The organism is Phycisphaerales bacterium, from assembly GCA_040221175.1.
Taxonomy (GTDB): Bacteria; Planctomycetota; Phycisphaerae; order Phycisphaerales; family UBA1924; genus JAHCJI01.
This window is the reverse complement of record JAVJVK010000004.1, coordinates 871,987-897,853: the sequence shown is the minus strand read 5'-3', so window position 1 is coordinate 897,853 and position 25,867 is coordinate 871,987. Positions and strand designations below refer to the sequence as shown.

Annotated in this window: 23 protein-coding genes; 11 read left to right on the top strand and 12 right to left on the bottom strand. The window is 67.3% G+C overall.

What is annotated here, in order from left to right:
• Positions 1–159: 159 nt before the first annotated feature.
• From ftsH to RIE32_06100, 8 genes are all read right to left on the bottom strand, one after another.
• Positions 160–2,202: an ATP-dependent zinc metalloprotease FtsH gene (gene ftsH, locus RIE32_06135; protein ID MEQ9095826.1), complete on the bottom strand. Its 2,043-nt coding sequence runs from the start codon at positions 2,200–2,202 to the stop codon at positions 160–162.
• A 203-nt stretch (positions 2,203–2,405) separates the two neighbouring features.
• Entirely contained in the window at positions 2,406–2,924 is a 519-nt protein-coding gene (gene lptE, locus RIE32_06130; protein MEQ9095825.1) for an LPS assembly lipoprotein LptE, read from the bottom strand.
• Positions 2,925–2,926: 2 nt separating this feature from the next.
• Positions 2,927–3,904 carry a tetratricopeptide repeat protein gene (locus tag RIE32_06125; protein MEQ9095824.1) on the bottom strand — a complete coding sequence of 326 codons (978 nt, stop codon included), beginning with the start codon at positions 3,902–3,904 and terminating at the stop codon, positions 2,927–2,929.
• 37 nt (positions 3,905–3,941) lie between these two features.
• The gene (locus RIE32_06120) at positions 3,942–4,622 is read right to left on the bottom strand and encodes a hypothetical protein (GenBank protein MEQ9095823.1); all 681 of its coding nucleotides are present in this window, start codon (positions 4,620–4,622) and stop codon (positions 3,942–3,944) included.
• Positions 4,623–4,829: 207 nt separating this feature from the next.
• Complete coding sequence (locus tag RIE32_06115; protein ID MEQ9095822.1) at positions 4,830–6,032, bottom strand: hypothetical protein; 1,203 nt, start codon at positions 6,030–6,032, stop codon at positions 4,830–4,832.
• 26 nt (positions 6,033–6,058) lie between these two features.
• Positions 6,059–7,096 (bottom strand): terpene cyclase/mutase family protein, encoded by a 1,038-nt coding sequence (locus tag RIE32_06110; protein MEQ9095821.1) that lies wholly within the window; start codon positions 7,094–7,096, stop codon positions 6,059–6,061.
• The gene (locus tag RIE32_06105) at positions 7,093–11,346 is read right to left on the bottom strand and encodes a hypothetical protein (protein ID MEQ9095820.1); all 4,254 of its coding nucleotides are present in this window, start codon (positions 11,344–11,346) and stop codon (positions 7,093–7,095) included. The genes RIE32_06110 and RIE32_06105 overlap by 4 nt, the downstream gene beginning before the upstream one ends.
• Before the next feature lie 153 nt (positions 11,347–11,499).
• Complete coding sequence (locus RIE32_06100; protein ID MEQ9095819.1) at positions 11,500–12,231, bottom strand: RsmE family RNA methyltransferase; 732 nt, start codon at positions 12,229–12,231, stop codon at positions 11,500–11,502.
• Positions 12,232–12,330: 99 nt separating this feature from the next.
• On the opposite strand from RIE32_06100, the gene RIE32_06095 reads away from it, so the two are divergent.
• Positions 12,331–13,524, top strand: coding sequence for a hypothetical protein (locus RIE32_06095; GenBank protein MEQ9095818.1), 1,194 nt, complete (start codon positions 12,331–12,333; stop codon positions 13,522–13,524).
• 18 nt (positions 13,525–13,542) lie between these two features.
• Here the strand turns inward: RIE32_06095 and RIE32_06090 are convergent, their stop codons facing one another.
• Complete coding sequence (locus tag RIE32_06090) at positions 13,543–13,977, bottom strand: OsmC family protein (GenBank protein ID MEQ9095817.1); 435 nt, start codon at positions 13,975–13,977, stop codon at positions 13,543–13,545.
• A 59-nt stretch (positions 13,978–14,036) separates the two neighbouring features.
• Positions 14,037–14,990, bottom strand: a complete 954-nt coding sequence (locus tag RIE32_06085; GenBank protein MEQ9095816.1) for a hypothetical protein — start codon at positions 14,988–14,990, stop codon at positions 14,037–14,039.
• A gap of 550 nt (positions 14,991–15,540) precedes the next feature.
• Here RIE32_06085 and RIE32_06080 point away from each other — a divergent pair.
• Together RIE32_06080 and RIE32_06075 are read left to right on the top strand one after the other, a co-directional pair.
• Complete coding sequence (locus RIE32_06080; GenBank protein ID MEQ9095815.1) at positions 15,541–16,797, top strand: hypothetical protein; 1,257 nt, start codon at positions 15,541–15,543, stop codon at positions 16,795–16,797.
• Positions 16,798–16,962: 165 nt separating this feature from the next.
• On the top strand, positions 16,963–17,892 hold the full coding sequence (locus RIE32_06075; protein MEQ9095814.1) for a hypothetical protein: 930 nt from the start codon (positions 16,963–16,965) through the stop codon (positions 17,890–17,892).
• A gap of 61 nt (positions 17,893–17,953) precedes the next feature.
• Here the strand turns inward: RIE32_06075 and guaA are convergent, their stop codons facing one another.
• Complete coding sequence (guaA, locus tag RIE32_06070; protein ID MEQ9095813.1) at positions 17,954–19,516, bottom strand: glutamine-hydrolyzing GMP synthase; 1,563 nt, start codon at positions 19,514–19,516, stop codon at positions 17,954–17,956.
• 79 nt (positions 19,517–19,595) lie between these two features.
• Between guaA and RIE32_06065 the strand changes: the two genes are divergently transcribed.
• From RIE32_06065 to RIE32_06050, 4 genes are read left to right on the top strand one after another with little or no spacing between them, the layout of a single operon-like run.
• The gene (locus RIE32_06065; GenBank protein MEQ9095812.1) at positions 19,596–19,937 is read left to right on the top strand and encodes a hypothetical protein; all 342 of its coding nucleotides are present in this window, start codon (positions 19,596–19,598) and stop codon (positions 19,935–19,937) included.
• A gap of 34 nt (positions 19,938–19,971) precedes the next feature.
• Complete coding sequence (locus RIE32_06060) at positions 19,972–20,550, top strand: ATP-binding protein (GenBank protein ID MEQ9095811.1); 579 nt, start codon at positions 19,972–19,974, stop codon at positions 20,548–20,550.
• A 2-nt stretch (positions 20,551–20,552) separates the two neighbouring features.
• On the top strand, positions 20,553–20,933 hold the full coding sequence (locus RIE32_06055) for an STAS domain-containing protein (protein MEQ9095810.1): 381 nt from the start codon (positions 20,553–20,555) through the stop codon (positions 20,931–20,933).
• Between the two features lie 2 nt (positions 20,934–20,935).
• Positions 20,936–21,739, top strand: coding sequence for an ABC transporter permease (locus tag RIE32_06050; GenBank protein ID MEQ9095809.1), 804 nt, complete (start codon positions 20,936–20,938; stop codon positions 21,737–21,739).
• A 12-nt stretch (positions 21,740–21,751) separates the two neighbouring features.
• On the opposite strand, the gene RIE32_06045 is transcribed toward RIE32_06050, so the two are convergent.
• Complete coding sequence (locus tag RIE32_06045) at positions 21,752–22,744, bottom strand: hypothetical protein (protein ID MEQ9095808.1); 993 nt, start codon at positions 22,742–22,744, stop codon at positions 21,752–21,754.
• A 72-nt stretch (positions 22,745–22,816) separates the two neighbouring features.
• Between RIE32_06045 and ribH the strand changes: the two genes are divergently transcribed.
• From ribH to RIE32_06025, 4 genes are all read left to right on the top strand, one after another.
• On the top strand, positions 22,817–23,374 hold the full coding sequence (gene ribH, locus RIE32_06040) for a 6,7-dimethyl-8-ribityllumazine synthase (GenBank protein MEQ9095807.1): 558 nt from the start codon (positions 22,817–22,819) through the stop codon (positions 23,372–23,374).
• Complete coding sequence (nusB, locus tag RIE32_06035; protein MEQ9095806.1) at positions 23,371–23,832, top strand: transcription antitermination factor NusB; 462 nt, start codon at positions 23,371–23,373, stop codon at positions 23,830–23,832. The genes ribH and nusB overlap by 4 nt, the downstream gene beginning before the upstream one ends.
• Positions 23,826–24,758 (top strand): signal recognition particle-docking protein FtsY, encoded by a 933-nt coding sequence (ftsY, locus tag RIE32_06030; protein MEQ9095805.1) that lies wholly within the window; start codon positions 23,826–23,828, stop codon positions 24,756–24,758. Before nusB ends, ftsY begins: the two co-directional genes overlap by 7 nt.
• A 197-nt stretch (positions 24,759–24,955) precedes the next feature.
• A complete protein-coding gene (locus RIE32_06025) occupies positions 24,956–25,843 on the top strand; it encodes a flagellin (protein MEQ9095804.1) in 888 nt (295 codons plus the stop codon).
• The last annotated feature ends 24 nt before the right edge of the window (positions 25,844–25,867 follow it).

The following is a 25,867-nucleotide window of genomic DNA, read 5'->3' as shown; positions in this document are numbered from 1 at the left end:
GTGCGGTGCCAGCCGCCCGGCCCCGCGTGAACGAGGTGTCATCTTGGCAGCCAGACCTCCGTGGGGACGAGGCCCTGGTGCAAGCGTGGGCTCTCTTCCAAGCCTCGTCAGCGCACGAAAAACCCGGGCTCGCGCCCGGGCCACGTTGAAAGAACAGCCTCAGGCCGGGCTGGGCGACATCCCGCCGGCCATCTCCGGGCCCTCGTCGTCGTCGGCTCGGGGTTGGCTGGCCTTGGGCTTGCGATCGCGATCGGCCAGCAGAAGGTCGGAAACCGAGGGCTTGTTGAGCGATCCGCCGCTGATCAGCAGGTGGACCTCTTCGGCCGTGAGCGTCTCGTGCTTGAGGAGCGACTCGGCCACGGCCTCGACCTTCGACCAGTTCTCGTCCAGCACGCGATGAGCCTCGGCGTAAGCCTCGTCGACGATCCGGCGGACCTCCTGGTCGATCATGTCGGCCGTGCGATCGCTGTAGTCCTTGTCGGGCACGAAGCTCTCGCGCGTGTCGCTGCCGGTATACCGCAGGAAGCCGAGCTTGTCGCTCATGCCCCATTCGGTCACCATGGTGCGCGCCAGTTGCGTGGCCTGGGCGATGTCCTGGGCCGCGCCGCTGGACATGTCGCCCATCGCGCGCGCCTCGGCGATGCGCCCGCCGCACATGACCTTGAGCGTTGTGTTGATCCACTTGAGCCCGTAGCCCATGCGGTCCTTCTCGGGCAGGCTGAAGGTCGCCCCACCCATGCCGCCGCGTGGGATGATCGTCACCTTGTGCAGCGGGTCGCCGTGGGGCAGCAACGCTTGCAGCACGGCGTGTCCGGCCTCGTGGTACGCGACGAGCTTGTTCTCGTCCTTCTCTCGAACGCGGCTCTTGCCTGCGCGGCCGAACTTCACCTTGTCGCGCGCCTCTTCCAGATCCTCGTGCTCGACGAAGTCCTTGTCTTCCATCGTGGCCATGATGGCCGCCTCGTTCACGATGGCCGCCAGGTCGGCGCCGCTGAACATCGGCGTGCCGCGGGCGATCTTCTCCAGGTCGACGTCCGGCCCCAGCTTCACCTTCTTGGCGTGCACGCTGAGGATCTGAAGGCGGCCCTTCAGGTCGGGCAAGCTGACCGAAATCTGGCGATCGAAGCGGCCCGGGCGCACGAGCGCCGGGTCGAGCACGTCGGCCCGGTTGGTCGCGGCGATGACGATCACGCCGTCGGTGGCGTTGAAGCCGTCCATCTCGACCAGGATGGCGTTGAGGGTCTGCTCGCGCTCGTCGTGCCCGCCGGTGCTGTAGCCGCCGCCGCGACGACGGCCGACGGCATCGATCTCGTCCAGAAAGATCAGGCACGGCGCGTTGTCCTTGGCCTGCTTGAACAGGTCACGCACGCGGCTGGCGCCCACGCCCACGAACATCTCCACGAAGTCCGAGCCCGAGATCGAGAAGAACGGCACGTCGGCCTCGCCCGCGATGGCCTTGGCCAGCAACGTCTTGCCGCAGCCCGGAGGCCCGTTGAGCAGCACGCCGCGCGGGATGCGCCCGCCCAACTTGGTGAACTTCTTTGGCGTCTTGAGGAACTCGATGATCTCCGAGACCTCGTCCTTGGCCTCGTCGATGCCCGCGACGTCCTTGAACGTCACGCCGGTCATTTCCTTGTTGAAGACCTTGTGCCGGCTCTTGCCGAAGCTGCCCAGCATGCCCGCTCCGCCCGCGGCCCCGCGCAGGCTGCGCAGGAACATGAAGATCAGGAACACGAACAGCACGATCGGCAGGCCGAGCATCAGGTAGATCGGCCAGTTGCTGCTGGGTTGTGTCTGGGCCTTGCCCCCGGTCTTGACAATGACCTGATCGCTGATGGTCTGGCGCGTCGCGGCGTTGAGATCGATGCGCACGGCCGTCCGGTCGGCGCTGTCGGGGCCATCCAGCCGAACGGCACGGACGGCGCCATCCGAGATGACGACGCTCTCTTCGTCGATCTGGCCCGCGTCGTACAGGCTGTAGAACTGCTCGAGCGTGATGGCCTCGCCGCGCCCGGTCTGGAACATCAGCATGATCATCACCGCGAGCAGCACCATCGCGACGACGAGGATCATCATCCGACCTTGCGGCATGGCGGGCCCGGTGGGGGGCTGACCGGGCCGCTTGCCCCCGGGACCACCGCCCGAACCCTTGGGGGCCTGGTTGGGGTCTTGGTCATTCTGGCTCATCGCAAATCGACGCATGCATTCTCCGCGAAGGGTCGGCATCGAGGCATTCCAGCGGCCGTCGTTGGACGATCGCTCTCACGAGCATCGGCCCGCGTGGCACCCATCCTAGAGACCGACCTGCCGGCGCCGCCGGTTATTGGGGTTTCCGGGGTATCAAACCGCGGCCGCCAGCGGTGCATTCCATCAGGCTGATACGCCGCGAACCGGCCTCGGGATCGCTACCACACCGAACGCATGGCTTCCAGGATGGCGCCCGCCATCTCGTCGGCCGCGGCCGAGAGACCAACTTCCAGGGGTTCGCCCGCCGCGGGAATGAACGACTCGGTCACCGCCAGCCCCGATCGCCTGGCCAGCTCACGGCCGGTGACGTTGCTGCGCCAGGTGAAATCGACTGTGAGCCGCACGGATGCCTGCTGGGTGATGCCGCCCTGGGTGTCCTGGGTCAGCCTCCCGATCTGGACGTCGCGGATCACGCCGGTCAGCGTCGTCTGGGCCGTGTCGCCACCCGTGACGTCCCACGGCGTGTCCGATTGCACGCGACGGATGACGGCGGTGGTCAGGTCCGATTCGAGCCCGGGATGGAACGTCTGGTTCTGGAACACCTCGACCGCGACGCTGCGCACGCGAGCGTCGTAGCTGGACGAGAAGCTGTACCCGCTCGTCGGATCGCTCGCACATCCGGCGAGCGCTCCGGCTGCCGCTGCGATCAGGGTGCCAAGCCGCCATGCCCGGCGCATCCTCACGGTCGGTCTCCTTCTCGCAGCCATCCCCGCTGGCGAAGCACTTCCAACGCATCTTGTGCAGCGGTGGTCCGTGGATGGTCACGCAAGAGCCGCCGCAGCACGTAGCGGGCCGACGCCTTCTCGCCTCGCAGCAGGTATACCTCGGCCATCTGCAACAGTTGCTGCCCCTGGCTCTCGTCGATCCGCACGCGCAGGGCATCGAGTTCGGCCTGCACTTCCAAGTCGCCGGGATACTTCGCCTCGTAGACGTCCAGCAACTCTTCGGTCTCGATGAGCCCCGAGCCGTCGTACTGCGGGCCGTTGTACTGCGCAAAAGTGGCTTCGATGCGTGCCAGCAATGCGGCGCGATAGAACGTCGAGGTCGGGAACGCCTCCAGGAAGATGCCGTAGACCTCCCGAGCGAGCTCGAACTCGCCGGTGCGCCGGTAGTGGGCGCCCAGCTCGAGCATCGCCCGCTCGGCCAGCTGGCTGCCCGGCAGGCGTTCGGCGATGCGCACCAGCAACTCCTCGCCGTCGCGCCGAGCGCCACTGATGCGCAGGCCCAGGAACTTTCGCCGCTTACCTTCGATGTAGTCGATCGCGATGGCCATCTCGCGTTCGGCAGCCTTCACGAACTCGGGGCTGCCCGCATAGTTGCGGGCGATCTCCTCGTAGTCATAAAGCGCATCGTACTCGTCGTCGAGGGCCACCTTGGCGTCGCCGCGGACCAGCAACGCCAGTGGAATCCACTGGTTTCCCGTCCCACGATTTTCTCGCAGCCATTCGTTGAGCAGCTTCTTGGCCCGGCCCGGTCGCCCCTCGAGCAGGGTCGCCCATGCCTCGCGGATGTATGCCTCGTCGGCGTCGATCGGCTCGCTCGCCTGGGCGGCCTGCCAGCCCTCCTGGGAGAGCTCGAGTTCGGCGCGCTGCGCCAGGACGCTGCCGGCCATCAGGAGCGAAACGAACAAGAAAAGGGCCACGCGCTTCAAGCACATGGCCCAGTATAGATCTCCGTCGGCTTGGCGGATCGCCCTATCGCCGGCGGCGCATGCCCATCAGGCCGAAGCCGCCGAGCAACGCCATCGAGGCAGGCGCCGGCACCGTGTAGGTGTACTCGTATTCCACGATCATCAGGTTGTACTCGACCGGGCCGCCGGGCGTCCGCAGCGGAATGGTGCGACCGAAATCGACGCCGTCCCACGGGTTCAGGAACGAACTGGTCAGGTCGTACACCGTGAAGTCGATGCCGCCGTTCTCGCTCACGAAAACCTTGTACTCGGTCACGGTGATGTCGCCGGTGAAGTCGAGGAACTCGATCGGATCGCTCCGGCCGATCTCCCAGCCGATGAACTCAGCTTCTTCGCCGCCGATCAGGTGGTCGGCCGGGACGAGCGGGCTGCCGTCGCGTGAACGAAACTCGAACTGGAGGACGTTCAAGCCGTCGCCGCGGATCTCGCTCCACTTGGCTTCGACGATATCCGGACCGCCGAGCAGCGGACCGATGCTCTGGAACGCCTGATCGACCAGGATGGAGCGCTCATCGCGATGGATGATCTCTTCTCCCCGGCGCGAAAACGCCTTCAGCGCGACGCTGGCCGTCTCGTCGGCGGCGATGGTCCGGATGCCTACGTCGCCAGGGTCGACCTGGCCGTGCGCGGCGGTGGCCGCCAATGCAACCGCACCGAACACCGTTGTTGCCAATGGGCGAGCCATTCCTACCTCCCGATGCGCGTCAGACTTGCCGGAGATCGCACGGCGAACCCATGCGACGGCGAGCGCTCGCAGAACGCGCCAACGCGGCGGGGCGCACACACCCGCCAGTCACTCCTCTATGTGCAAGGTACACCAGGATCGAGGTTTGGCCAGTAACCGGCGCAAAATACGCGCCAGACCGCACCATCGGACCGCCAAGTCACGAATTCAGTTCGAATCGCTGGACAGCAGCAGGAACCCGTCCAGCATGACTCGGTCCTGGATCGACCCGCCCAGCCCCTCGGCCACGCGGATTTCCAGCACGCCGATAGGTGCTTCGCCAGAAGGCAGATCGATCATGAATCTGGCTTGGGGAGACTCGCCGTGCAGCCGCTCGGTGAAGGCCACCGCGCCACCCACGCTCACGGTGACTTCACAGTCGCCCCAGACCTGGCAATCCTCCCGCAGCCGGGCGCGGATGGCCACGCGCCGAACGTCCGAGGGAATGCTCCAAGACGCCGTCACGGGCCCGATCAATTCGATGGCCGCCGAGCCGAGCAACTGCCGATCCGGGTCGCCCATGACCGGCGGCAGCGTCCACGACGCGCTTGGATCCCAGCGGGGCGGGCCCAGGGCAGCCAAGGGAACCACGCCGCCGCTCTCGAACGCCACGGCGAGCACTTCGTTCATGGTCAAGGGCGCCAGGGTCTGGTCCGGGGTGCCCACCGGCGCCGCCAGATCGATCGCCACGCCGTCTGGGACCGTCTCGAGCGCATCGACCGCCACGATCGACCCGTCGCTGAGCCAGACCCGCGAGCCGACGGGCTCCTCACCAGGGTTTGCCAGCGTGATAGATGCCACTTCGTTGAGCTCGAACGAGCGTGATTGCCCATCGACGTCGAGCACCACGTCGGGCCACACACGCTCGAGCAGCCCGCGCGTGCGATCGCCATTGGAGAGAACGAGCACGTCGTTGAGTTCGTCGAACTCGGCGGGCGTGGCTGCCTCCCTCAGCACCACACGGCGGAGCGCATCCAGTGGTACGCGGAGGTTGCCCAGCAGCGGCGTGCTCCATGCCATGCCCACCTCGCCGCTGGCGAGCGCGAATTCCTCTGCCTGCGCGGTGGAGAGGAAGACCGGCATGCCCACGAATCGCTGACCGTCGATCAACTCGATCCAGCTGTCTCGCGGGCGCGGCGCGATACCGCTTGGCTCCATGAGCGCCACCACCGAGCCGTCCAGCGGCGTGCTGACCTGCCTGCCCGCGGTCGAGTAGACCAGTCGGCCGGGCTCGAAGCGGACGTCTGTCACCAGCGTGCGTTCAAGCTCGGCATCGATGACCACGCGATCGGGCGACGCCTGCCCGAGCGCGGCGGCCCCGGAGCCCAGCAGGACCACGCTCGTGCACAATGCTCGGAATCGTGTGTTCATGATCGGTCGGTACTCGCTGGGCAGGTTCATTTCTGGTAGATCGGCAGGTAACGCTTGGGCATTTGCAGCACGATCAGTGCCATCGCCGTCCCATAAGCCGTGCCCACCGTGCGATCGGGCCAGGCGCCGTTGGGCTGTTGCAGATCGATCAACTCTCGGCGTGCGGCCGGCCACCACGTGGTCCAAGCTTCGCCGCCGGCAAGGTACATGGCCTGCACGGCGTAGTAGTGTCCATAGTAGAAGTACCCGCGACGCAGGCCCTGGCCGGGCAGCGCCTCGCGGATGAGGTATTGCACGCCCGGGTCGATCGCCTCGTCGCCAAACTCGCCGGCGTAGTAGAGCGTCGCCACGCCCGCCGCCGAGCGAGGCCAGGCGCTCGTGCCGTTGCGTGCCTGGTACCGGAAGCCGCCGTCGGGGTTCTGGCAGCGTTTGACGTACTCGACCGCTTTGTCGATGACCTCGCTGCTGACCTCGATGCCCGCATTCCGGGCCGAACGCAAGGCCATGACCTGGCAGATCGTCACGCTGACGTCGGCATCGTTTGGCACCGGGTTATACCGCCAGCCACCCTCGTCGTTCTGGGAGCGTTCGATCAGCCGCACGGCCTTGACGAGCGCCTCGTGCAGTCGCTCCTGCAACGCTTCGCTGCCCTGGCTCATGCCGTAGACCTCGCCCAGGAACAACGCCGCGAATCCGTGGCCGTACATCGGGCTGGGGGCCTGATCGTCGGCCAGCAGTCCGCTCTCGCCTGATCGCTCCAGCACGTAGTCGAGCGCCCGCCGGACCACCTCGCCGTACTGCCCGCGACCGGGCATCTGTCCATCAGCCATGAAGGCCAGTCCCGCCAGCGAGGTCACCGCCACGCCGCGACCCCAGGCGCCATCGCCGAAGGAGCCATCGGCGTTCTGCTGCGAAGCCAGGAACGCCAGCCCCTCGGCAATCGACTCATCGAGCTGGGGCGTGATCTCCACCATGGGTTGGCCGGCCGGTCCGCCCGCGTCCTGGGCCGCTACGGGTCCCACGCCGATGGTTGCCAGCAGGATGGTCATTGCCGCACGCCTCATTGGTTGTTTGCCTCCTCGGCCAGCCGGCGGTAGTACGCCTCGGTGATGGCACGGTACACGGCGCTGTAGGCATCCGAAGAACCCTGTTGCAGCGCTTCGCGCACGCGCGGTGGTAGGGCGCCCCACGTGGCGCCCACCGCGGCCTCATCGCCCAGGGCGCCATCCTGCTGAGCCTGTCCGCGGACGCCCTGCGGGTCGCTCGTTTGCTGTTGCTGCTGGTTCTGCCCCTGCTGCTGTTGCTGCTGCTGGGGAGCCTGCTGCTGTTGCTGCTGGTCTTGTTGCTGCTGCTGGTTCTGCTGTTGCTGCTGTTGTTGGTTCTGCTCATTGCGAGCAGCCTCGATGAGCTGATCGAGCGCGGCAATGGCCTCTTCCTGAACTCGTTGCGTGCCCAAGCCGGTCCCACCGTCGCTGTTGAGCCGCGTCGAAGCACGCTGCATCAGGTCCACGGCTCGAATGAACGCGCCCGCCAGGCCGCCCTCGAGTTCGCGATCGAGATCCTCGTTGGTCGGTGCTTCGCTGACGTTGCCGGGGTTGGTAATGCCCAGGAGCTCATCCAGCGTGGGTTCGTCGGATTGAGACGGGGACGCGGGCTCATCGCTCTGGGCTTGCTGCGGCTCGGTTTCCTTCGGCTCGGTTTCCTTCGGCTTGGTTTCCTGTGGCTGGGCTTCCTGCACATGCATGCCGAACGGCTGCGGCTGCACGCCCGCGGGCTGGGGTTGCTGTTGTCCCTGCTGATCGCTCAGTCGCTGGACCAGCTCCTGCGCCGCTTCGCTCAGCTCGCGCTGCAGGCGACCGGCATCGGCCAAGCGCTCGGGCCCGAGCACGCCGTCGTCGATGGCGCGCGTCATCTGGGCGGCTTCCACCTGCATGGTCCGCAGCAGCAGCAACTCGGCCATGGGGGGCACGACGCCCTCCTCTTCGCCCTGCTGCCCCGGCTGGCCCGAGCCCTGGCCGCCCTGGTTGCCCTGCGCGAAGTCCTGCTCGCCCCGCTGCGTGCTGCTGTCGAGCGCTTCGATCAGGCCGCGGAGCACCGTGGCCACGGTGTCCTGAGAATACAGCGTATCGCCGGACACCGTGCTTGCTTCGAGCAGGTCGCCCGCACGGCCGGCGGCCCGCTCGATGCGATCGTGCGCCAGCTTGAACGCGGTGGCCTCGTCGAGACCCTCGGTCTGTCTGCGAACCTCGTCGAGCTCGGCCATGAGCTTGCGTTGGCGTCCGCCCAGGCGACGAACCAGGATCTTCTGCCGCCGCGTGAGTTCCTGGTCGGCATAGGTCGCCGTCTCGTCGCGAAGCGTGGTCTGGGCGGCCAGGGCTTCGGCGTAGGCCTTGCGTAGCTCGCGACGCTGCCGCTCCAATTCGCGCTGCTGGGCCTGCTGGTCCAGCATTTGCGCCTCTTCGAGCGCCGATTCGAGCCGCTCCAGGCTCGCACGCTCCTGCAACAACGCCTGCTCGTCGTTCACCGGAGACTCGCGGAGTGCCACGATCGCCCCGTCCATTGCTTCCGCGGCATCCAGCAGCTTGCGTGCGATGCCGGCCAGCGCCTCATCGCCGGCGGCCTGGTCCTCGACCAGCGCCCCCGTGTCGCGAGAGAGCCCGATCATCGCTGCGTCCAGCCCATCGAACGCACGCGTCGCCGTGGCGGCCTCGAGCCGATCGATCTCCGCCGCCTGCCGGGCGATCAACCCCTCGATCGCAGCCGAAAGTTCCGCGAGTACGCGTCGCAATTGCGCGTCGCGATCCTCACCGGCCTCGTCCAGTCGCTCGGTAACCTCTTCGAGGGCATCTAGTGCTCGCTGCTGGCTCTGTTGGGCCGACGACATCTGGTTCTGCTGTGCCTGGTCGGCAGCCTGCTGCATCTCCCGCGGCGCTTCACCCTCGCGACCGCGTTGGGCGGCCTCGCGCAGCGTCTGGGCACGCGCAGGATCGCTCTCGGCGATCGCCTCGGCTCGGTCTGCCAGTTGATCGATCGCTTCCTGAGCTCGTCGGGCAAGTTCGGCCTGCCGCTGGGCAATCTGCTCGACGCGCGAACGCTCTTCCTGCGAGAGTTCCTCCAGTGTGCGGCCGGCGGCCTGCGTTTCGGCTTGCGCGGTCTGCTCCTGCAATTCGCGCTGCTGCTCGATGAGGCGATCCAGGTCTCGCCGCGCGAGCCACTCATCCTCGTCCCGGCTCAGCAAGCCCACCAGGCCGCCGAGTTCGTCGCGCACGCGTTCCTGCGCTCGCTGGGCGCCATCGCGGGCCCGTTGCTGTTCGTTCGCTTCCTGCGCTTCGGCGGCGTCTTCCAGGGCCGCCTGCGCCCGGTCCGATTGATCGGCTGCCGCGTTCAGGTGCTCCTGCGCCAGCCGGAGCAATTCGCCCAGCGCCGGGTCGTCCAACGCGTTGCGATCCATGCGCTCGGCCACGTCTCGGACCGCCTCGGCCTGCCGCGAGAGCTGGCCCGTGAGATCGGTCTGGGCGCGTGAGAGGCCCGCGTCGTCTTCGGTCGAGCGTGCCTCGCCGAGCTGCGCCGCCTCGTCGAGCACGTCGCGTTGCGTGCGATCGAGCCGCTTGGCGCTCTCACGCACGGCGGACATCTCGGCCCGCAATTGCTCGATCAGTTCGCTTTCGCCGATGACGCGGAGCCGCCGGATCGTCGACTCGCTTGGCTCGCCTCCACGAAGATCCGTCGCCAGGGCCTGGATCCACAATTCCTCTCCGGGATGCAGATCGAAGCCGTCGAGCGCCACCGTGGCCGCGGCGCGCGCTTCCAGCGGTGCCGTGTCGTCGCGCCACTGCGCAATCGTGACTGGTTCGCCAGCGGGTTCTGGCGGGGCGCCCTGGCTACCGGCCGGTGGCGTCGCCCGCAGGGCTCGCAATTGGACGGCTCGAAGCCCGAAGTCGTCGCGACCCTCGCCCACCATCGACAGCGTCGCCGTGGGCAAGACCGATTCGTCCTGCGGGGGCTCAAGCACGGCAGCCGTCGGATCGGCATCGTCGAGCACGTCCAGGGCGATCACGAGCGGTCGGGTCGAGGCAATGCCCAGCTCGTCACGAAGCTCGATCGACAGCGATGCGGGCACTCCGGCGTCCACGCGCACGAGTGCTCCCAAGCCATCGGTCATCGGCTCGATGCGCGCATCGATCGCCTCGCCCCTGCCATCGGAGACATTCACAGACAGGTCCGGCGTTGCCGCGGTGCTGAATCGCAGATCAAACTCCACGCTCGAGCCAGCCAGGACCGGGCCGAGCACGGCGGTGTCTTCTCCGCCCAGCGCAAGCGGCACGCGCTCGCGCTGCTCGCCCAGGCCCAGCACCCTCGCGCCCGAGGCCTGCTGCGCATATGCCGGGGGCACCACCAGTGCGCTGGCGCGGACGACGCGCGGCGGGCGAACAAGTTCGATGATCGTCGAATCGGTCTGGTCGTCGCGTGTTTCCAGCCACAGCTCCATCGTCACGCGCTGGGTCTGCCGAAGGGCATCGGCGGCAGGATTCACCAGCCGCTCGAAGATCTCCGGTGCGTCTTCGTGGCCGGGCTGGCCCTGGCTGGTCAACGCAAGCTTCTGGGGCACGCCGCCATCGAGCCGGTACCAGGCCTCCACGCGCGTCCGGCCTACGGGGCGATCGGTCCGCGTCAACTCGCCCCGGATGGCGATCGGTTCACCCAATGGATGAAAGCGGGGCGACTCTGCGAGTTCGATCGCCGTGCGCGACGGCCACTGCGCCCCACTCCATGGCGTCAGCACGCGTGCGGCGCCCAAGGCGGCCATGCCCGGCCGGGCGGCAGAAAACGCCACCATCGCACCGATGACCAGCAGGCACACGCCCACGGCCTGGAGCGTGGGCCGTCGCTTCATCATGTCGGGCAAGGCATCGCGCGACAGCGTGTCGAGCAGGGGCTCATATCGCGCATGGAACGCGCCGGACCGGGCAAGGTCGGTGGCGCTTGCCAAGCGGCCCTTGAGTTCGGGCCGGCCATGCTCCAGCCGCAGTGCCAGGTCCGTCAGGCTCGGGTGCATCCGTAGCGCCGGCCAGACCAGCCGCACGAACGCCCATCCGGCCGCGGCGATCGCGCCGAAGAGCCCGGCATACCGCACCCAACTCGGCAACCGGATGGCGTAGTCCAGGAGGGCCACCATCGCCAGGCCACCGACGATCGCCGCCAGCGTCCAGCCCACGCGGCGGGAAACCAGCAGCACCTTCGCCTCTCGCCGGATACGCGAGAGGCGGGCGAGCAACCGCTTGGCGCTGGCTTGTCCGGATTGGGTGCTGGCCATGGCTCGGGCTCCGGCAAATGGAACGCGGACGAAACGAATCGAGTGCGGTCTCTCAGGCTATCGGTTCAATTCGCACCTTCCTGACAGGCTGGCTCCGCATCAGGGATACGTCCAGCCCGTGCATCCGTTCCTCCACCCCAAGTCACGGGCTGGTCACGACCCGTCCGCCGCTCGAACGAAGGCGCTGGCCGCGACGACCGCCGCCGTACCGATCCGCAACACGTGGGGGCCGAGCCTCACGCATGACAACCCAGCTTTGAGCGTCAGCCTTCGCTCGGCATCGGAAAAACCGCCTTCCGGTCCGACCAGCACGTGGATGCTCTCGGCTGCCGAGCCCGCCCCGATCCGCTCCAGGACTTCCCCAGCCAGCTCGCCGTCCGCACTTGCGAGAACAGCGTTGGGAAGCTGGACGGCCTTTGCAAAGGGAATTCCCGATTCAAGCTCCATGAACCACGCCCTGCCGCACTGCTTGGCCGACTCGTGCGTGATGCGCGTCAGGCGATCGAACTTGCCCGGGCGCGGCTCCCGCTCGCTCCGTTCGCAATCCAGCGGCCGCCAGCTGGCCGCGCCGACCTGGCTGAGTTGATCGATCATCGTCTCGAGCAGATCGCCCTTGGGGGCCGGGCACACCACGTGCACGGCCGGCCTGGGCCTGGGTTGGATGCGATGCTCGGTGATCCTGACCAGCAGCCGCCACGAGGACTGGGGACCTTGCTTATCGGAACCTTCCACCACGGCTTGGGCCACGCCCCCGGCTCCATCCAGCAGCACCAGCGACTCGCCCGGCTCCATCCGACGGACGCGGACGGCGTGCCTTGCTTGCTCGCCCTCGATAGCCAGGCTGGGTTGATCCGGATCGAGCGATTCGACGATGAGATGGTGCATGTGCAGGCTCTATGGTTGGCCAGAGGTTCTCGGACGCATGATTCTGTAGGTCCGAGATCTTCAGTGGCGATCCGATTCGGTCGATGAACCCAGCGGCCCATGGCACACCAAGCCGAGGACATTTCGAAGATCGAGGATATCGGCGAGCGCCTCGATGCCCTGCTCGACGCTCTTGAAGAGAGTTCGGAAGAGGTTGCGCGCGCGAGCGGGACCGGGGATTCGACGTCTCCGCCCAAGCCGAGGCCCTCGACGCTGCCGAGTGCCGATTCCCCTTCGGCCGAGGCGGAACTCGATTCCGAGGACTCTGACGTGGACCCCGGCGCCGAGTCCGTCGCCCAACCCGACTCACTAGCAGAACCCGAGCCCGAAGACGCCGCGGTGGTCGATTCGATCGACGAGCCCGAGCCCGAAGCTGGGAGCGATTCGGAAGACGAGGTGGTGTCGGCCGACGTCGAGCCCGAGGCCGAACCTGAGATGGAGCCCGAATCCGTCGTCGACGACGGCCTGTTGATCGAACCGGAAGGCCAGGCGCCGCCCGCGAGCGACGACATCGACGGCGCCCCCGTTGGCCCGGTCGACCTCGAAAGCGAACTGGACGAAGAACTTGCCTCGCTCCTGGCCTCGGGCGTGTTCGAAGATCCTGTGGGCGAGATGGGCATCGACGAGTCGGCCGATCCGGTCGAGTTGCCCGAAGACGACGCCGAGGCGAGTGCAGATTCCGAAACGCTCGCACCGGCAGTTGCCGATGAGCGACGCAAGCCCAACCTGCCCACGGACGAAGCCGAACTCATCGGCGAGTTGGACGAGCAGTTGGCAGCCCTGGCCGATGCCCAACTCACGGCAGATGAAGACCCCGCGCCCGAACCCGAGCCTTCGTTCGAGTCGCCCGGAGTTGAAGACGAAGCGCTGGACGAGCCCGAGCAGGCCGAACCTGCACCGGCGCAAGCCCCGGCCGAGCAGCCCGAACCAGTTGCCGAAGTGGTGACGGCACCGACGGCTCCGGCGCCAACCGCAAAGCCCCGCTGGCGGGCGATCGGCGAGCGTGTGATTGCCACCGTAGCGCCCATCGCAGCGCGCGTGGCCGAACGTACGGGTCACGCCATGGTGGCCGGCGCCAAGCGCATGAGTGCGCCCCTTGACAACAAGCCGCAGATCAAGCAAATCGTTGGCTGGGTTGCGCTGGTGCAGGCCTTCCTTGCAACGTGCGTTTGGGTGTATCTGGCGTTGTGGCACAATCCGCCCGAGCCGAAGAGCACGCCCCAGCCGACGCTCGAGCGTCCTGCCGATGGCTAAGGCGGCAAGGACAGCTCGCTAGCTTGCCAGCGTGGTTCGAATGTGGTTTGGTCCGGTGATCGTCTTGTGCACCGGGCACTTGTCGGCGATCTCGGCCAGACGAGCGCGCTGCTCGTCGGTCAGGTCTCCCTGGGCTCGCAGCGTACATTCGATCACGCTGATCATGCCGTCTTCCTGACCGCAGTCCTCGCAGTCGTCGGCATGTACACGCCGGTGCGAAAGATCGATCTCCAGCCGATCCAGCGGCCATTCCTTTCGATCCGCGTACATGCGCATGGTGATGGCCTTGCACGCGCCCAGCGCCGAAAGCAGCAGCGCGTAGGGATCCGGCCCGTTGTCCGAGCCGCCCACGCTCTCGGGTTCATCGGCCACCAGGGTGTGGTCACCGGCGGCGATGTCGGTGTGGTAGTGGTCCTTGCCGATGCTGACACGAACGACGCGAGGCTCTGCCATGGTTGGATCTCCTTGGCAGAGCCTATCGCTCGAGTGCGTGTCGGTATTCCGCGTGGTGGTCAGCCGCCGCCACCAGGATCGCTCGGATCGCTGGAGATGATGCGGCCTCCGACGACCGCGCTCACGGGCTGCTGGCCGAAGCCGTCGATGGTCGAGATGCCGGTATCCACGCCCATGGTGACGTAGCGACGGCCTTCAACGACGGCGCTGATGCGGCGCGTGGGCCAGTAGGTGTAGCCAACGATGCCGCGATGCACGTAGTCGGGCGCCCGAACGATGAGCGTGCCCTTGAAGAAGCGGATGGAGGCCCGCGAGTTCTCGATCCAGTGGTCGGGCTCGACGAGGTCTTCGATCAGGCTGATGATTTCCTCGGCTCGCTCTTCGAGGGGCTGTTCCTCGAGTTCGTTGTCGCCTTGATCCTGGAACGGGCTCTGCCCGCCGCCGCCCTGGCTGCTCTGCAGTGCTTGCTGGAGGTCGATGGTCGGCACGTCGGGATACTCGGGCAGCACGAGCAGCAGGTCGTTGATGTCGTAGATCTCGGTGCGGTTGTAGCGGTTCAGACGCGTGGTGGGGCCGACCTGCACTTCGCCCCACTCGGTCATCTGCCAGTTATTGCCGCTTCCGAAGGCATCCTCGGCCTTGGCCAGCACGCGCTCGAGCACGGTGATGGCCGGCAGGTTCTCGAACTTCAAGGTGATGGTCTGCTCGGGATCCAGCCCGGTGCCGGTGCGCTGGTCGAGCCAGAAGATCTCCAGGTTCGCGCCCGTCTGCTGCACGATGTAGTTCATGACGTCGCGCAGCGGCTGGGCTTCGAAGCTGGCCGTCAGAGGCGTCATCATGCGGGCGAGCGTCACGCGCTCGGGTCGAACGCCGGCGGTTGACTGCGCTGGCGCACCGGCCTCGCCCGTCGAAGGTGGGGCGCTGACTGGGCTCTGCTGGGCCAGGGACGGCGTCGCGAGCAGCGATGCCAGGCCGACGGCCGAGACGGTGCGGAACGGATTGGGGCGACGCATGGGTGCCTCCTTTTATCGGACGGCCGGACGGGATCGATGCGGGGCGTCCGCGTGCCGGCCGGGTGGGCCCGTGCTGGGCCCGGCTTCTGTGCCCGGATGCCTGCCGGCCTTTTTGGAAGGCCGACTCCATCCTATCGGCGGCTCCGGGCCACCGGTTGTGGGCGCCATCTCTCTACCACGCGGGCGGGGCAGCGGTTGCGGGGGGCGGGCGATGGCGGGTCCGCCGGGAGGTTTGACGCCCGGGCCCGCCGGTTTGTTCCCGCCGGAAGGTCGCTCAGGCGATATGCGTCGTCCGAGCGACGGCGAAAACTGCGCGTTTCAACAAATTTGTCCGGATTGGGTGGATCGGGCAAAGTCGGCTGGTCGTGCTGCCGAAACAAGGAGTGCGAGCCAATGGCACGGATGCCGGCCCGCGTGCACACGAGTTTGGTTTGAGATTCGAGGTATGAGCCCCGGTGTGGGGGTGCGCGATGGTCGCGCGCTCGACGGAGGGCTCGACCGGGCATCGCGTTGATTGCCCGGCCATCCAGAAAGTAGGAGCGTCTCCCTCATGAACAGCTTGATCAACAACTCGCCGGTCGCCACCCCCTTCGCGTTCGGCACCCCATTCGTTTCGTCGTTCACCTCTCCGTTCAGCGGCTTCGGCCAGATTGGGACCCCCATGTTTAACAGCAGCTTCAACAGCAGCTTCGGCAACGGTTTCGGCAACTCGTTTAGCGGCAGCTTCGGCCCCTACGCCACGGGCTTCGGCGGCCAATTCCCCGGTCAGTTCCCTGGCCAGTTCCCCGGCTCGTTCAACGGTCAGTTCACGCCGGTGAGTGGCTTCGGCTTCGGCCAGCCGGTCTGGAGCCAGGGTTTCGGTTCGGGCTTCGGCTCGTTTGGCAGCCCCATCTCGAGCCAGTTCGGCTTTGGGGGCGGCCAGTTCGGTGCTGTCCAGAGCCCCTTCGGCTTCACCGGCTTTGGCTCGCAGCCCTTCGGCGGCTTCAACACCTTCGGTACGCCCTTCGCCAGTGGCTTCGGCACGGGCTTCGGCGGCGTGCCCCAGGGTGACTGGTCGATTTTCGGCGGTCGCTTCGGTGGCTTCCCGGGCTCATTCTCGACGCCCTTCTCGGGATCGTTCGGTTCGCAGTTCAGCGCGCCGATCGGCTTCCAGGGTGGCTGGGGCGGCAACGTGAGCGGCATCTCGCCCATCACCGGCAGCTTCACCACGCCCATCGGCGGCTTCTGGGGCCAGCCCGTCTCGGGTGGTTTCACGCCGATCACCAACGGCTTTGGCCAGACCAGCTTCGGCGGCGTGCCGAACACCACGTTCAACGGCTTCGGCGGCTTCGGCGGAAGCACCACGAACAGCAGCGTCGCCGGCCAGGGTCAGCCCGTCGGCGCCTACTCGCAGGGCGCGCCGGTCTCGACCGGCAGCACCGGCTCGACCGGCCAGACCACCAACGGCTTTGGCACGGGCACGTTGAACCCCGCCCTGAACACCACCGGCGGCTTCGGCCAGCCGGGCTTTGGCATCGGCAGCTACGGCACCATTCCCACCCAGCTCGTGGCCGGCCAGTTCGGCGGTCCGATCGGCGTGCAGGGCTGGAACGGGCCGATCACCGGCAGCACCCCCAACCAGTTCACGGGCCAGCCCGTGGGCTTCGGCACGCAACTGGTGACCGGTGGCTACGGCCAGCCGATCTTCCAGACCAGCTACCCCACCAGCTTCGCCGGCTTCCACGCCCAGGGCTCGCACGGCACGCCGAGCGAACTCCGCAGCGCCGCTGGCACCACGATCAACGTGAGCCAGCGCGAGGCCGCGTAACAAGAAACACGCACAACTTACGTTCTTCGAGTCGCGGGGCCGGGTGGTGCAAGCCACCCGGCTTCGTGTTTTTGGGTGAATCCTCTTGAATTGCGATGCGGTTCTTGTTCCAATGCAACTGGAGGTCGTGATGGTGCGATCTCGAAAGGGCATTGGGGGAACATCATGCATGCAATCATCGCATCGGGCCTGGCAGTCGTGCTGACCGCCGGCATGGCAAACGCGCAGTACATCAGCGACTTCGAAGACCTGGATTCTTCCGCGGCCGGGACGATCCTGACGGGACAGGACGGCTTTTACGTGCCGCCCTCGACGACCAGCGTCGACTTCCTCGCGTTCACGTACCTCGACAACATCCTGGGGCTGCCCGCGAACCCAGAGGGCGGCGAGACCTTCGTTGCCGGCTCGGGCCCCGGTGGCGGGACCTTCGCACGCGCGCAGCAGGACTTCGCCTTTACGGGGCTGCTCAAGCGCATCAGCTTCGATTTTGCGGTTCCTTCGTTTGATGGAACCCTGCCCGCCTCGGACTACATCGGGAGCTTCTCGTTCCAGCCAGCGACCTCGGCGCAGTTCATCGCGTTGCTGAGCTGGACCGACCTGGCCGTCGCGGACGCGATTCGTCTGAGCTTCGTTGTCTTCGATGAGGGCGGGACGCAGGTTCCGCTTCCCGGCGCCGTGGCCGGCCCGGAGTGGGAGGTGCTGCAGCCCGACACGTGGTATCGTGCCGAGATCGTCGCCGAGTGGCGCGAACGCCGGATTCGCCGCGTGGAACTCACCGAGCTCGGCTCTGCCGTCACCACCTCTGACGCACCGGCCGACTGGTACGTCAACGGCGGGGCCCTTGGCACCACGTTGCTTCCCGAAGCCTTCCGGTTCTTCGGCGGTGGCACCGCCCAAGGCAACGGCGTGGCCTTCGACAACTTCACCTTCACCTGCTACGTCGATTGCAACGGCGACGATGAGCGTGACCTGTTCGACTTCCTGTGCTTCCAGAACGCCTTCGATCAGGGCGATCCGTACGCGGACTGCGATGGAGACGGCGAGTTGACTCTGTTCGACTTCCTGTGCTTCCAGAACGCGTTCGTCTGCGACTAGAGATCGCCGTTGGATGAGACAAAGCCCGTCCCGGGTCCTCGCGGACTCGGGGCGGTGTTGTTTACTCCCACTCGATGGTCGCCGGCGGCTTACTCGAAATGTCGTAGACCACACGGTTGACACCGCGGACCTCGTTGATGATGCGGTTGCTGATCCGGCCCAGCACGTCGTAGGGCAGGCGGGCCCAGTCGGCGGTCATGAAGTCTTCGCTCTCGACGGCGCGGATGGCCACGGCGTTCTCGTACGTTCGGCCGTCGCCCATCACGCCCACGCTCTGCACCGGCAGCAGCACGGCGAACACCTGGCTGGTCTGGCGGTAGAGCTGGGCCGAGATGATCTCCTCCAGCAGGATCTCGTCGCATTCGCGCAGCACGGCCAACTTGTCGCGCGTCACCTCGCCCAGCACGCGGACTGCCAGGCCCGGTCCGGGGAAGGGGTGCCGCCAGACCATCTGGCTCGGCAGGCCCAGCACCTCACCGAGCGTGCGGACCTCGTCCTTGAACAGGTCGCGCAAGGGTTCGACCAGAGCGAAGCCCAGCTCGGCGGGCAGCCCGCCCACGTTGTGGTGCAGCTTGATGGTGGCCGACACGCCCCCGTGGCCCTGCCCGCTCTCGATCACGTCGGGATAGAGCGTGCCCTGGGCCAGCACGGTGGCGCCCGGGATGTCCTTGGCGGTGTCCTTGAAGACCTCGATGAAGCGGTGGCCGATGAGGCGACGCTTCTCCTGCGGGTCGGTGATGCCCTCGAGATCCCCCAGGAAGTCGTCGGCCGCATCGATAACACGCAAGTCGGCGTCGAAGTGGTCGCGAAAGGTCGTTTCGACCAGTTCACGCTCGTTCTTGCGCAGCAGGCCCGTGTCGACGAACACGCAGGTCAGGCGATCGCCGATGGACTTGTGCAGCAGCGCCGCGCAGACGGCCGAGTCGACGCCTCCCGAGAGCCCGCAGATGACGCGCTGGTCGCCCACGGCTTCGGCGATTCGCTCCTGCTGCGTCTGGGCGAAGTCGGCCATTCGCCACGTGCCCTTGCAGCCGGCGATCTCGAAGAGGAAGTTTCGCAGGATGTCGATGCCGTGCGGCGTGTGGGTGACCTCTGGGTGAAACTGCACGCCGAAGAAACGTACCCCGTCATGCTGGTAACCCACGGCGGCGGCCGGGCAGGTGGGCGTGCGCGCGAGGATCTTGAACCCGTGGCTCTTGAGCTCGCTGATCTGATCGCCGTGGGACATCCAGACCGTGGTCTTGCTGGGGATGGCGCTCAGCAGGCCGGCGGCGTCGGACACCTCCAGGGCGGCCCGGCCGAATTCGCGGTGGTCGGCCTTCTCGACGTGGGCGCCGAGCTTGTGGCAGGCGATCTGCATGCCGTAGCAGATACCAAGCACCGGCAAGCCCAACTCGAGGATGCCGTCGGCCAGGGCGGGGGCGCCCTGGTCTTCGATGCTGGCCGGTCCGCCCGACAGGATGATGGCCTTGGGAGTTGCCTTGGCCAGTTCGGCGGCCGTGGCCTTGGGTGAGACCATCATGGCGCACACGCCGAGTTCTCGGCAGCGGCGGGCGATCAGTTGGGCCGTCTGCGAACCGAAGTCGACGATGAGAACGACTTCGTCATGGGGGGTCGGGATCATCAGGGGCTGCCTCCACGCGAAGGGGAAGCGCGAAGCATATGCCAGCGGGCTGCCGTCCCGCCCCGGACTACGGTTGGCCATGCGTCGGTGGTGCATGGGAACGGTGCTGGTGGGGCTCGCCCAGGCGGGCTGTCGGGCGCCGCTGCCGGCCGACTTCGAGGCTCCCGATGCCGGTTCGCGCATCCGTGCGGTAATCGCGACGGCCCGGCAGCCGACCCACGAGGACCTGTCCCAGATGGTGGTGGCCCTCGGGTCGGATGATCCCGCGCTGCGTTCGCTGGCCATCGCCGCCCTGGAGCGGACCGCTCAGGACCGCTTCGGCTACGATGCCTGGGCTCCGGAAGATCAGCGCAGGGCTGCGATTGACCGATGGAAGCAGTGGCTGGACGATCGCCAGCCTTCGAGGTCGGCCCGCCCGTGATGCCCCAGATTGGCCGCGGAGTACACACCGTTCGATGAGCGACACCCTGCCACAAGAGGTTCAGCATTCGCCCCCGGACATCCTGCTCCGGGTGGTTAGCGACGTGCGATACCTGGCCGGCGCGAGGGAGATGGTCGCCGGCGTTGCGAAGCGATTGGGCTTCAGCCACGACTCGAGTTCTCACTTGGCTCTCGCGGTCGACGAAGCCCTGTGCAACGTCATTCGGCACGGCTACAAGCAAGACCTGGGCCGGCCCATTTGGGTCAAGATCTGGCCGCTCAACGACGACGGCGAGCAAGGCCCGGGTATCTGCATCGTCATCGAGGACGAAGCCCAGCAGATCGACCCCAGCAAGATCCAGGGCCGTGATCTGGACGATGTCCGGCCGGGTGGTCTTGGCGTGCACATCATCCGCCAGGTGGTCGATCGGGCTGAGTACGCTCCGCGGCAGGAAGCAGGCATGAGCCTGACGCTCGTGAAGCGGACCGACGGCCCGAGTGCCCAGCGCACCAGGGCGCTTACCGGTGGGTGCGACGAGCAGTCCTGCGGATGCGACGGGCCTTCCCGACCGGTCGGGGAGAAATTCAACACCAAGCGACCGGCGGGAGACTGACCGTGGCACGAGATCAGGCCGAGAACACCAGTAACGAGATCGGCATCCGCGCCGAGGGCTCCAAGGCCGTCGTGGTCAGCCTGTCGGGCGAGGTCGACATCGTCCGCTCGCCCGATCTGCAGACGGCGCTCCAGGACGCCATCGGCCGCTTACCCAAGGGTGGCGGCGTGGTGGTCGACCTCTCGGGCGTGACGTACATGGACAGTTCGGGCGTGGCGACGCTGGTCCGCGGGCTGCAACTCAGCCGCAAGAAGGGCGCCGGGCTCGTGCTCTGCGGCCTGCAGGACCGCGTTCGGTCCATCTTCGAGATTGCCCGGCTTGATACCGTCTTTCCGATCGCCGGCTCGCTCGACGAGGCGGTCCAGTCTGCCTCGGCGGTGTAGGCATGACGCGATTGCTCGGATTCGTGGGCGGCCTCGTGGTGGACACCCTCGACCACCTCGGAGACATGCTCGCGCTGCTTGCGCAGGCATTCATGTGGCTTGTGCGATCGGTCCTCGACCCGCGCATCCGCATGGGTTCCTCGGCAATCAACACGCAGATTATCCGGGTGGGCGTCCGTTCGATCGCCATCATCTGCCTGGTGTCGGCAGCGGTGGGACTCATCCTGAGCCTTCAGATGGCGCCGCCCCTTGACGAACTGGGGCAGAAGGACAAGCTGGCCAACATCATCGGCGTGGCGGTGCTTCGCGAACTTGGTCCGCTCATCAGCGCCATCGTGCTCACCGGGTATGCCGGCGCGGCCATCACCGCCGAGATCGGCACGATGGTCGTAGGCGAAGAAATCGAGGCTCTTGAAGCGCACGCGCTCAACCCGGTGCGGTTCCTGGTCGTCCCCCGCGTGTTCGCCACCTGCACGTGCATGGGAGCACTGGGCGTGTTTGCAAGCCTGGTCTCCATCGGCGCGTCGATCGGCGTGTCGATCCTGGTCATCGACCTGCCGTTCGTGGTGTACTGGGAGAACCTGCTCTTTCAGGTCAAGCTGGTCGACTTCTTGACCGGCGTGGCCAAGAGCCTGGTGTTCGGCCTGCTCATCGGCGTGATCGCCTGCCTGAACGGGCTGCGGGTCACCGGCGGGGCCGCGGGCGTGGGCGCGGCGACGACGCGGACGGTGGTCGAGAGCGTCGTCGCGGTGGTCATCGCCGACCTAGTGTTCACGGCGATGTTCTACGCGCTGGGACTGTTCTAGCCGGCGTCGAATCTACCGCCGATACCCCATCGGCTGGTGCGCCAGGTGGTAGGCCTCGCGGGCGATGGTCATGACGATGAGCCCGACGATGCCCAGGCCGGCCAGGATCGCCGACGCCAGCCAGTAGCCCTCGGTCACGACCCACACCACGCCATAAAGCACCAGCCAGATGGCGCCGTAGCGGCGGAGCTTCTCGGCGGCGCGCGGGCCGGGCCCGGTCTTGCGCACCTTGTGGGTCATGTAGATGATGAAGGTGATGGCCAGCGCCGCGATGAGCAAGGCGCTCAGGCGGCTGGGCCAGCGCGGCCAGGTCTCAAGCCCGCTGGTGTTGTACGAACCGATGAGCAGGATGACCGACGCCCAGAACAACCAGCCCAGCGTGATGGCGGCGACGGCCCGACGGCTGATGGCCGGGCTGCGCCGGCCGATGACCCACGCCGCCCACTCGACCGCAAGGGCGTGGGTCATGACGACGACCACGGGCCAGACGAAATGGAGCTGAATATTGGGGATCACCATGTGGCCGGCGAAGATGAGCCCCAGCAGCAGCGGGCCCGCGCCGGGCACGAACTTGCCCACCACGTTGAATGCCAGCGCCGCCGCGGCCACGAGCACCGTCAGGCGGACAGCGCCGGTGCCGAAGAATGACGCCCCCAGGACGGCGGCGAACACCGAGCCGGCCACGATGATCGTCGCCAGATCCAGCCCGATCCGGCCGGCGGGCAGGGGGCGGTCGGCCCCCAGGGCTCGATCTCGCCGCCGATCGACGATGTCGTTGAGCCCCAGCGTGAACGCATAGAGCCCGATGGCGGCCACGGCCCCGCCCAGCAGCAGCAGCGGAAGTGGGGCCGTCCGCATTGGGGCGGTCACGGGCAGGGCGGTGAGTTCGGAGGGGGTCGCCCGCGTCCACAGGATGACCAGCCACACGTTGCCCACCGCGGCGAAGGCGGTGGCAAAGCGGGTGAGCTGGAGGACGTCGGTGAGTTTGACCAGGCGCTGCCGCACGGGGCGATGGTACTGCCCCAGCGAGGGCCGGGCCGCCGGTGGCCCATGATCGAGTGCCCCTACGATGCAGCGATGCAAAGCACCGAGCAACCTCCCCCGGTGGCCATCGTGGTCAGTCGGTATAACCACTCCATCACCGGCCCTCTGCTGCGGGGTGCGGTCGAGACGCTCAGCAGGCGCTGGCCCGGTGCCAGGCCGGCCGTGCTGCGGGCTCCCGGCACGTTCGAACTGGTGGCCCTCAGTTCGGCGGCCCTGCGGACGGGCGCGTTCGAGGCGGTGGTCGCCCTGGGCTGCGTGATCAAGGGCCAGACCAGCCACGATCAGCACATCAACGATGCCGTCGCCCAGGGGCTGGCCCACCTGGCCGCCGAGAGCGGGGTGCCCGTGTGCTTCGGGGTGATTACCGCCGGCACCGACGAGCAGGCCCGCGATCGTGCGGGCGGATCCAAGGGCAACAAGGGCGCCGAGGCGATGGGCGCCGCGCTCGAGGCGATCGACGAATTGCGGCGCCTGCGGACCGCCGCCGTGCGCAATCAGCCGGAAATGCTGGCGCCCGAGGCGATGCCGCCCCTGGCCGGCGGAACCGACAAGGTGGCCGCTTCGGGCCTGAACGGCAAGGGGTCTCCATGACGTCGACCCAGCGAGTCCGCATCGCCGCGTTCCAGTTGTTGTACGGGCTCGACGCCGTCGGGGCGCCCGATGAGCCCGAAGAGTCAGTGCTTTCGTCGCTGCGAGATTCGGTGAGTGAGGAGAGCGAGGAACTCGAGCCCCGCGAACTGCGGCAAGCTGAGAAGCTGGCGCTCGCCGCCTTTGCCGGGCGACGCGGCGCCGACGCCTTGTTCGAAGAGCTCAGCCCGGGCTGGCCCGCCTCGCGTCAGCCGGCGGTGGATCGAGCCATCCTGCGATTGGCGTACCACGAAATGGTGTCTCAGAAGACGCCGCCGAAGGTGGCCATCGACGAAGCGGTCGACATGGCCCGCCAGTTCAGCACCGAGAAGAGCCCGAGCTTCGTCAATGCGCTCCTCGACGCGGCCATGCGTCGCCTTGCCGGTCAGCCGACCGATACGGTGGAGCCCAACGCGTGCTGAAGTCGCTGGGCCGCAAGATCAAGGACTCGCTCAAGCGCACGCGGTCGGTGCTCATCGACCCCCTGCGCGACCTGGTGCGCGGCCGCAAGCTCGACGAGTCGCTGATCAAGGAGATCGAGGCCGTCCTGCTGCGTGCCGACGTGGGCGTGAAGGCCACGCGTCGCCTCATCGATGGACTCCGCGCCGACGTCAAGGCCGGCAAGCTCGAGAAGGGCGAGGACGCCATCGGTTTTCTCAAGAAGAGCGTCTCGGCGATGTGGCCGCCGGAAGACCTGAGCATCGCGTACGCCGACCAGGGGCCCACCGTGCTGCTGGTCACGGGCGTCAACGGCGTGGGCAAGACGACCACCATCGCCAAGCTGTGCCACGCGTTGCGTGAAGATGGCAAGACCGTGCTGCTGGGCGCATGCGATACGTTCCGGGCCGGGGCCGTGCGGCAGCTCGAAGTCTGGGCCGAACGCATCGGCGTGGACGTGGTGCGCGGCCAGCAGGGCGGCGACCCGGCGGCCGTCGCGTTCGACGCGTGCGCAGCCGGGGCGTCGCGGGGGGTCGACGTCGTCATCCTCGACACCGCCGGACGCTTGCAGACCCAGGAATCGCTCATGCGGCAGCTCGGCAAGATCGCCAAGGTCGCCGGCAAGAGCATCGAGGGTGCGCCGCACGAGACGCTGCTGGTGCTCGACGCCACTAGCGGCCAGAATGCCGTCGCCCAGGCCGAGCACTTTGCTGAAGCGGTGCCGTTATCGGGACTGGTGATCACCAAGCTCGATGGGACGGCCAAGGGCGGCGTGGTCATCGCCGTGCGCGAGGCCTGTGGCGTGCCCGTGAAGTTCATCGGCGTGGGCGAGACCGCCGAGGACCTCCAGCCCTTCGACCCCAGCGCATTCGTCGAAGGCCTTTTTGGCCCAGCCGCTGAACCGGCCTGAAGTCGGACCCACGACAGCCCGATAGCAAGAGTGACGGTCCGACCCGATGGGTCGGATCGATGATGCCGGCGCGATGGATCGCGCTACGACGTTTTCGCGTGGGCGAATTGCTCTGCGAAAGCGACTGGTCTGGTGTGGGTTGTTCGCGGGTGGGGGCGAGCGGCCCGCGGGCACGAGCGCCAAGGGAGGGTGCGGCCATGCAACCGATCGGATTTGGCTCGTCGGTCAATATGGGCCTGCGGATCCTGGGACAGAACCAGGCGGATCGCAACACCGCGCTGGAGCGTCTGTCGACCGGCCTGCGGATCAATCGCGGCTCGGACGACCCGGCGGGGTTGATCTCGAGCGAGGCCATCAGCGCCGCACTCTCGTCGCTCGAAGCCGAATCCAGAGCGCTCGATCGAAGCCAGGCGGTAATCAATACCGCTGAGGGCGCCATCGCCGAGATCTCCGGCTTGCTCATCGAGGCCGAGGGCCTGGCGGTGACGGCGGCCAACACCGCCGGCCTGTCCGAAGGCGAGCGAAATGCGCTGCAACTGGAGATGGACTCGATTCTGCAAACGATCGATCGCCTGTCGAGCGGAGCCGAGTTCAACGGACAGAAGCTGTTGGACGGCACGTTCAGTGTGCCGCTCGGGGATGGTTCTTCCGAACAGATCGCGAGCCTCGATCCGTCAAAGCTGGGCGAGGTATACGACATCGAGCCCGAGGTGACCGAGACGGGCGACGTCATCGTCGACCCCGACGCGGTGAAGGTGACCATGTCGGCGCTGGCCTCGGGCGGATCGGGGTCGTTGCTGGAGAATCCCGGGCTGGCCCAGCGCATCCTGGGCCGTGCCCGCGAGCAGGTGACCGCGCAACTCGGGGCACTGGGCGCGCTGGGTCGGCACGTCATCGCGCCAAAGCTGGGCGCGATCGGCGCACAGATCGAATCGCTCTCCTCGGCCCGTTCGTTGATCCGTGACGCGGACTTCGCCGAGGAATCGGCACGGCTGATCCGCGGGAACATCCGGACCGAGGCGACGCTGGCGGCGATCAGCGTGGGGTTATCGAACCAGGAGCGGGTGCTGGATCTACTGGGCTGAGTCGACGGGCGCAATGGGGTCTGT

Bases quoted from the DNA above. Each gene is read 5' to 3' on its own strand.
- nusB (MEQ9095806.1), top strand. From the start codon at position 23,371: ATGACGTCGACCCAGCGAGTCCGCATCGCCGCGTTCCAGTTGTTGTAC.
- RIE32_06090 (MEQ9095817.1), bottom strand. From the start codon at position 13,977: ATGGCAGAGCCTCGCGTCGTTCGTGTCAGCATCGGCAAGGACCACTAC.
- RIE32_06085 (MEQ9095816.1), bottom strand. From the start codon at position 14,990: ATGCGTCGCCCCAATCCGTTCCGCACCGTCTCGGCCGTCGGCCTGGCA.
- RIE32_06050 (MEQ9095809.1), top strand. From the start codon at position 20,936: ATGACGCGATTGCTCGGATTCGTGGGCGGCCTCGTGGTGGACACCCTC.
- RIE32_06075 (MEQ9095814.1), top strand. From the start codon at position 16,963: ATGCATGCAATCATCGCATCGGGCCTGGCAGTCGTGCTGACCGCCGGC.
- RIE32_06025 (MEQ9095804.1), top strand. From the start codon at position 24,956: ATGCAACCGATCGGATTTGGCTCGTCGGTCAATATGGGCCTGCGGATC.
- lptE (MEQ9095825.1), bottom strand. From the start codon at position 2,924: ATGCGCCGGGCATGGCGGCTTGGCACCCTGATCGCAGCGGCAGCCGGA.
- RIE32_06060 (MEQ9095811.1), top strand. From the start codon at position 19,972: ATGAGCGACACCCTGCCACAAGAGGTTCAGCATTCGCCCCCGGACATC.
- RIE32_06115 (MEQ9095822.1), bottom strand. From the start codon at position 6,032: ATGAACACACGATTCCGAGCATTGTGCACGAGCGTGGTCCTGCTGGGC.
- RIE32_06120 (MEQ9095823.1), bottom strand. From the start codon at position 4,622: ATGGCTCGCCCATTGGCAACAACGGTGTTCGGTGCGGTTGCATTGGCG.
- ftsH (MEQ9095826.1), bottom strand. From the start codon at position 2,202: ATGCGTCGATTTGCGATGAGCCAGAATGACCAAGACCCCAACCAGGCC.
- RIE32_06105 (MEQ9095820.1), bottom strand. From the start codon at position 11,346: ATGGCCAGCACCCAATCCGGACAAGCCAGCGCCAAGCGGTTGCTCGCC.
- RIE32_06095 (MEQ9095818.1), top strand. From the start codon at position 12,331: ATGGCACACCAAGCCGAGGACATTTCGAAGATCGAGGATATCGGCGAG.
- guaA (MEQ9095813.1), bottom strand. From the start codon at position 19,516: ATGATCCCGACCCCCCATGACGAAGTCGTTCTCATCGTCGACTTCGGT.
- RIE32_06080 (MEQ9095815.1), top strand. From the start codon at position 15,541: ATGAACAGCTTGATCAACAACTCGCCGGTCGCCACCCCCTTCGCGTTC.
- RIE32_06065 (MEQ9095812.1), top strand. From the start codon at position 19,596: ATGCGTCGGTGGTGCATGGGAACGGTGCTGGTGGGGCTCGCCCAGGCG.
- ribH (MEQ9095807.1), top strand. From the start codon at position 22,817: ATGCAAAGCACCGAGCAACCTCCCCCGGTGGCCATCGTGGTCAGTCGG.
- RIE32_06125 (MEQ9095824.1), bottom strand. From the start codon at position 3,904: ATGTGCTTGAAGCGCGTGGCCCTTTTCTTGTTCGTTTCGCTCCTGATG.
- RIE32_06100 (MEQ9095819.1), bottom strand. From the start codon at position 12,231: ATGCACCATCTCATCGTCGAATCGCTCGATCCGGATCAACCCAGCCTG.
- RIE32_06110 (MEQ9095821.1), bottom strand. From the start codon at position 7,096: ATGAGGCGTGCGGCAATGACCATCCTGCTGGCAACCATCGGCGTGGGA.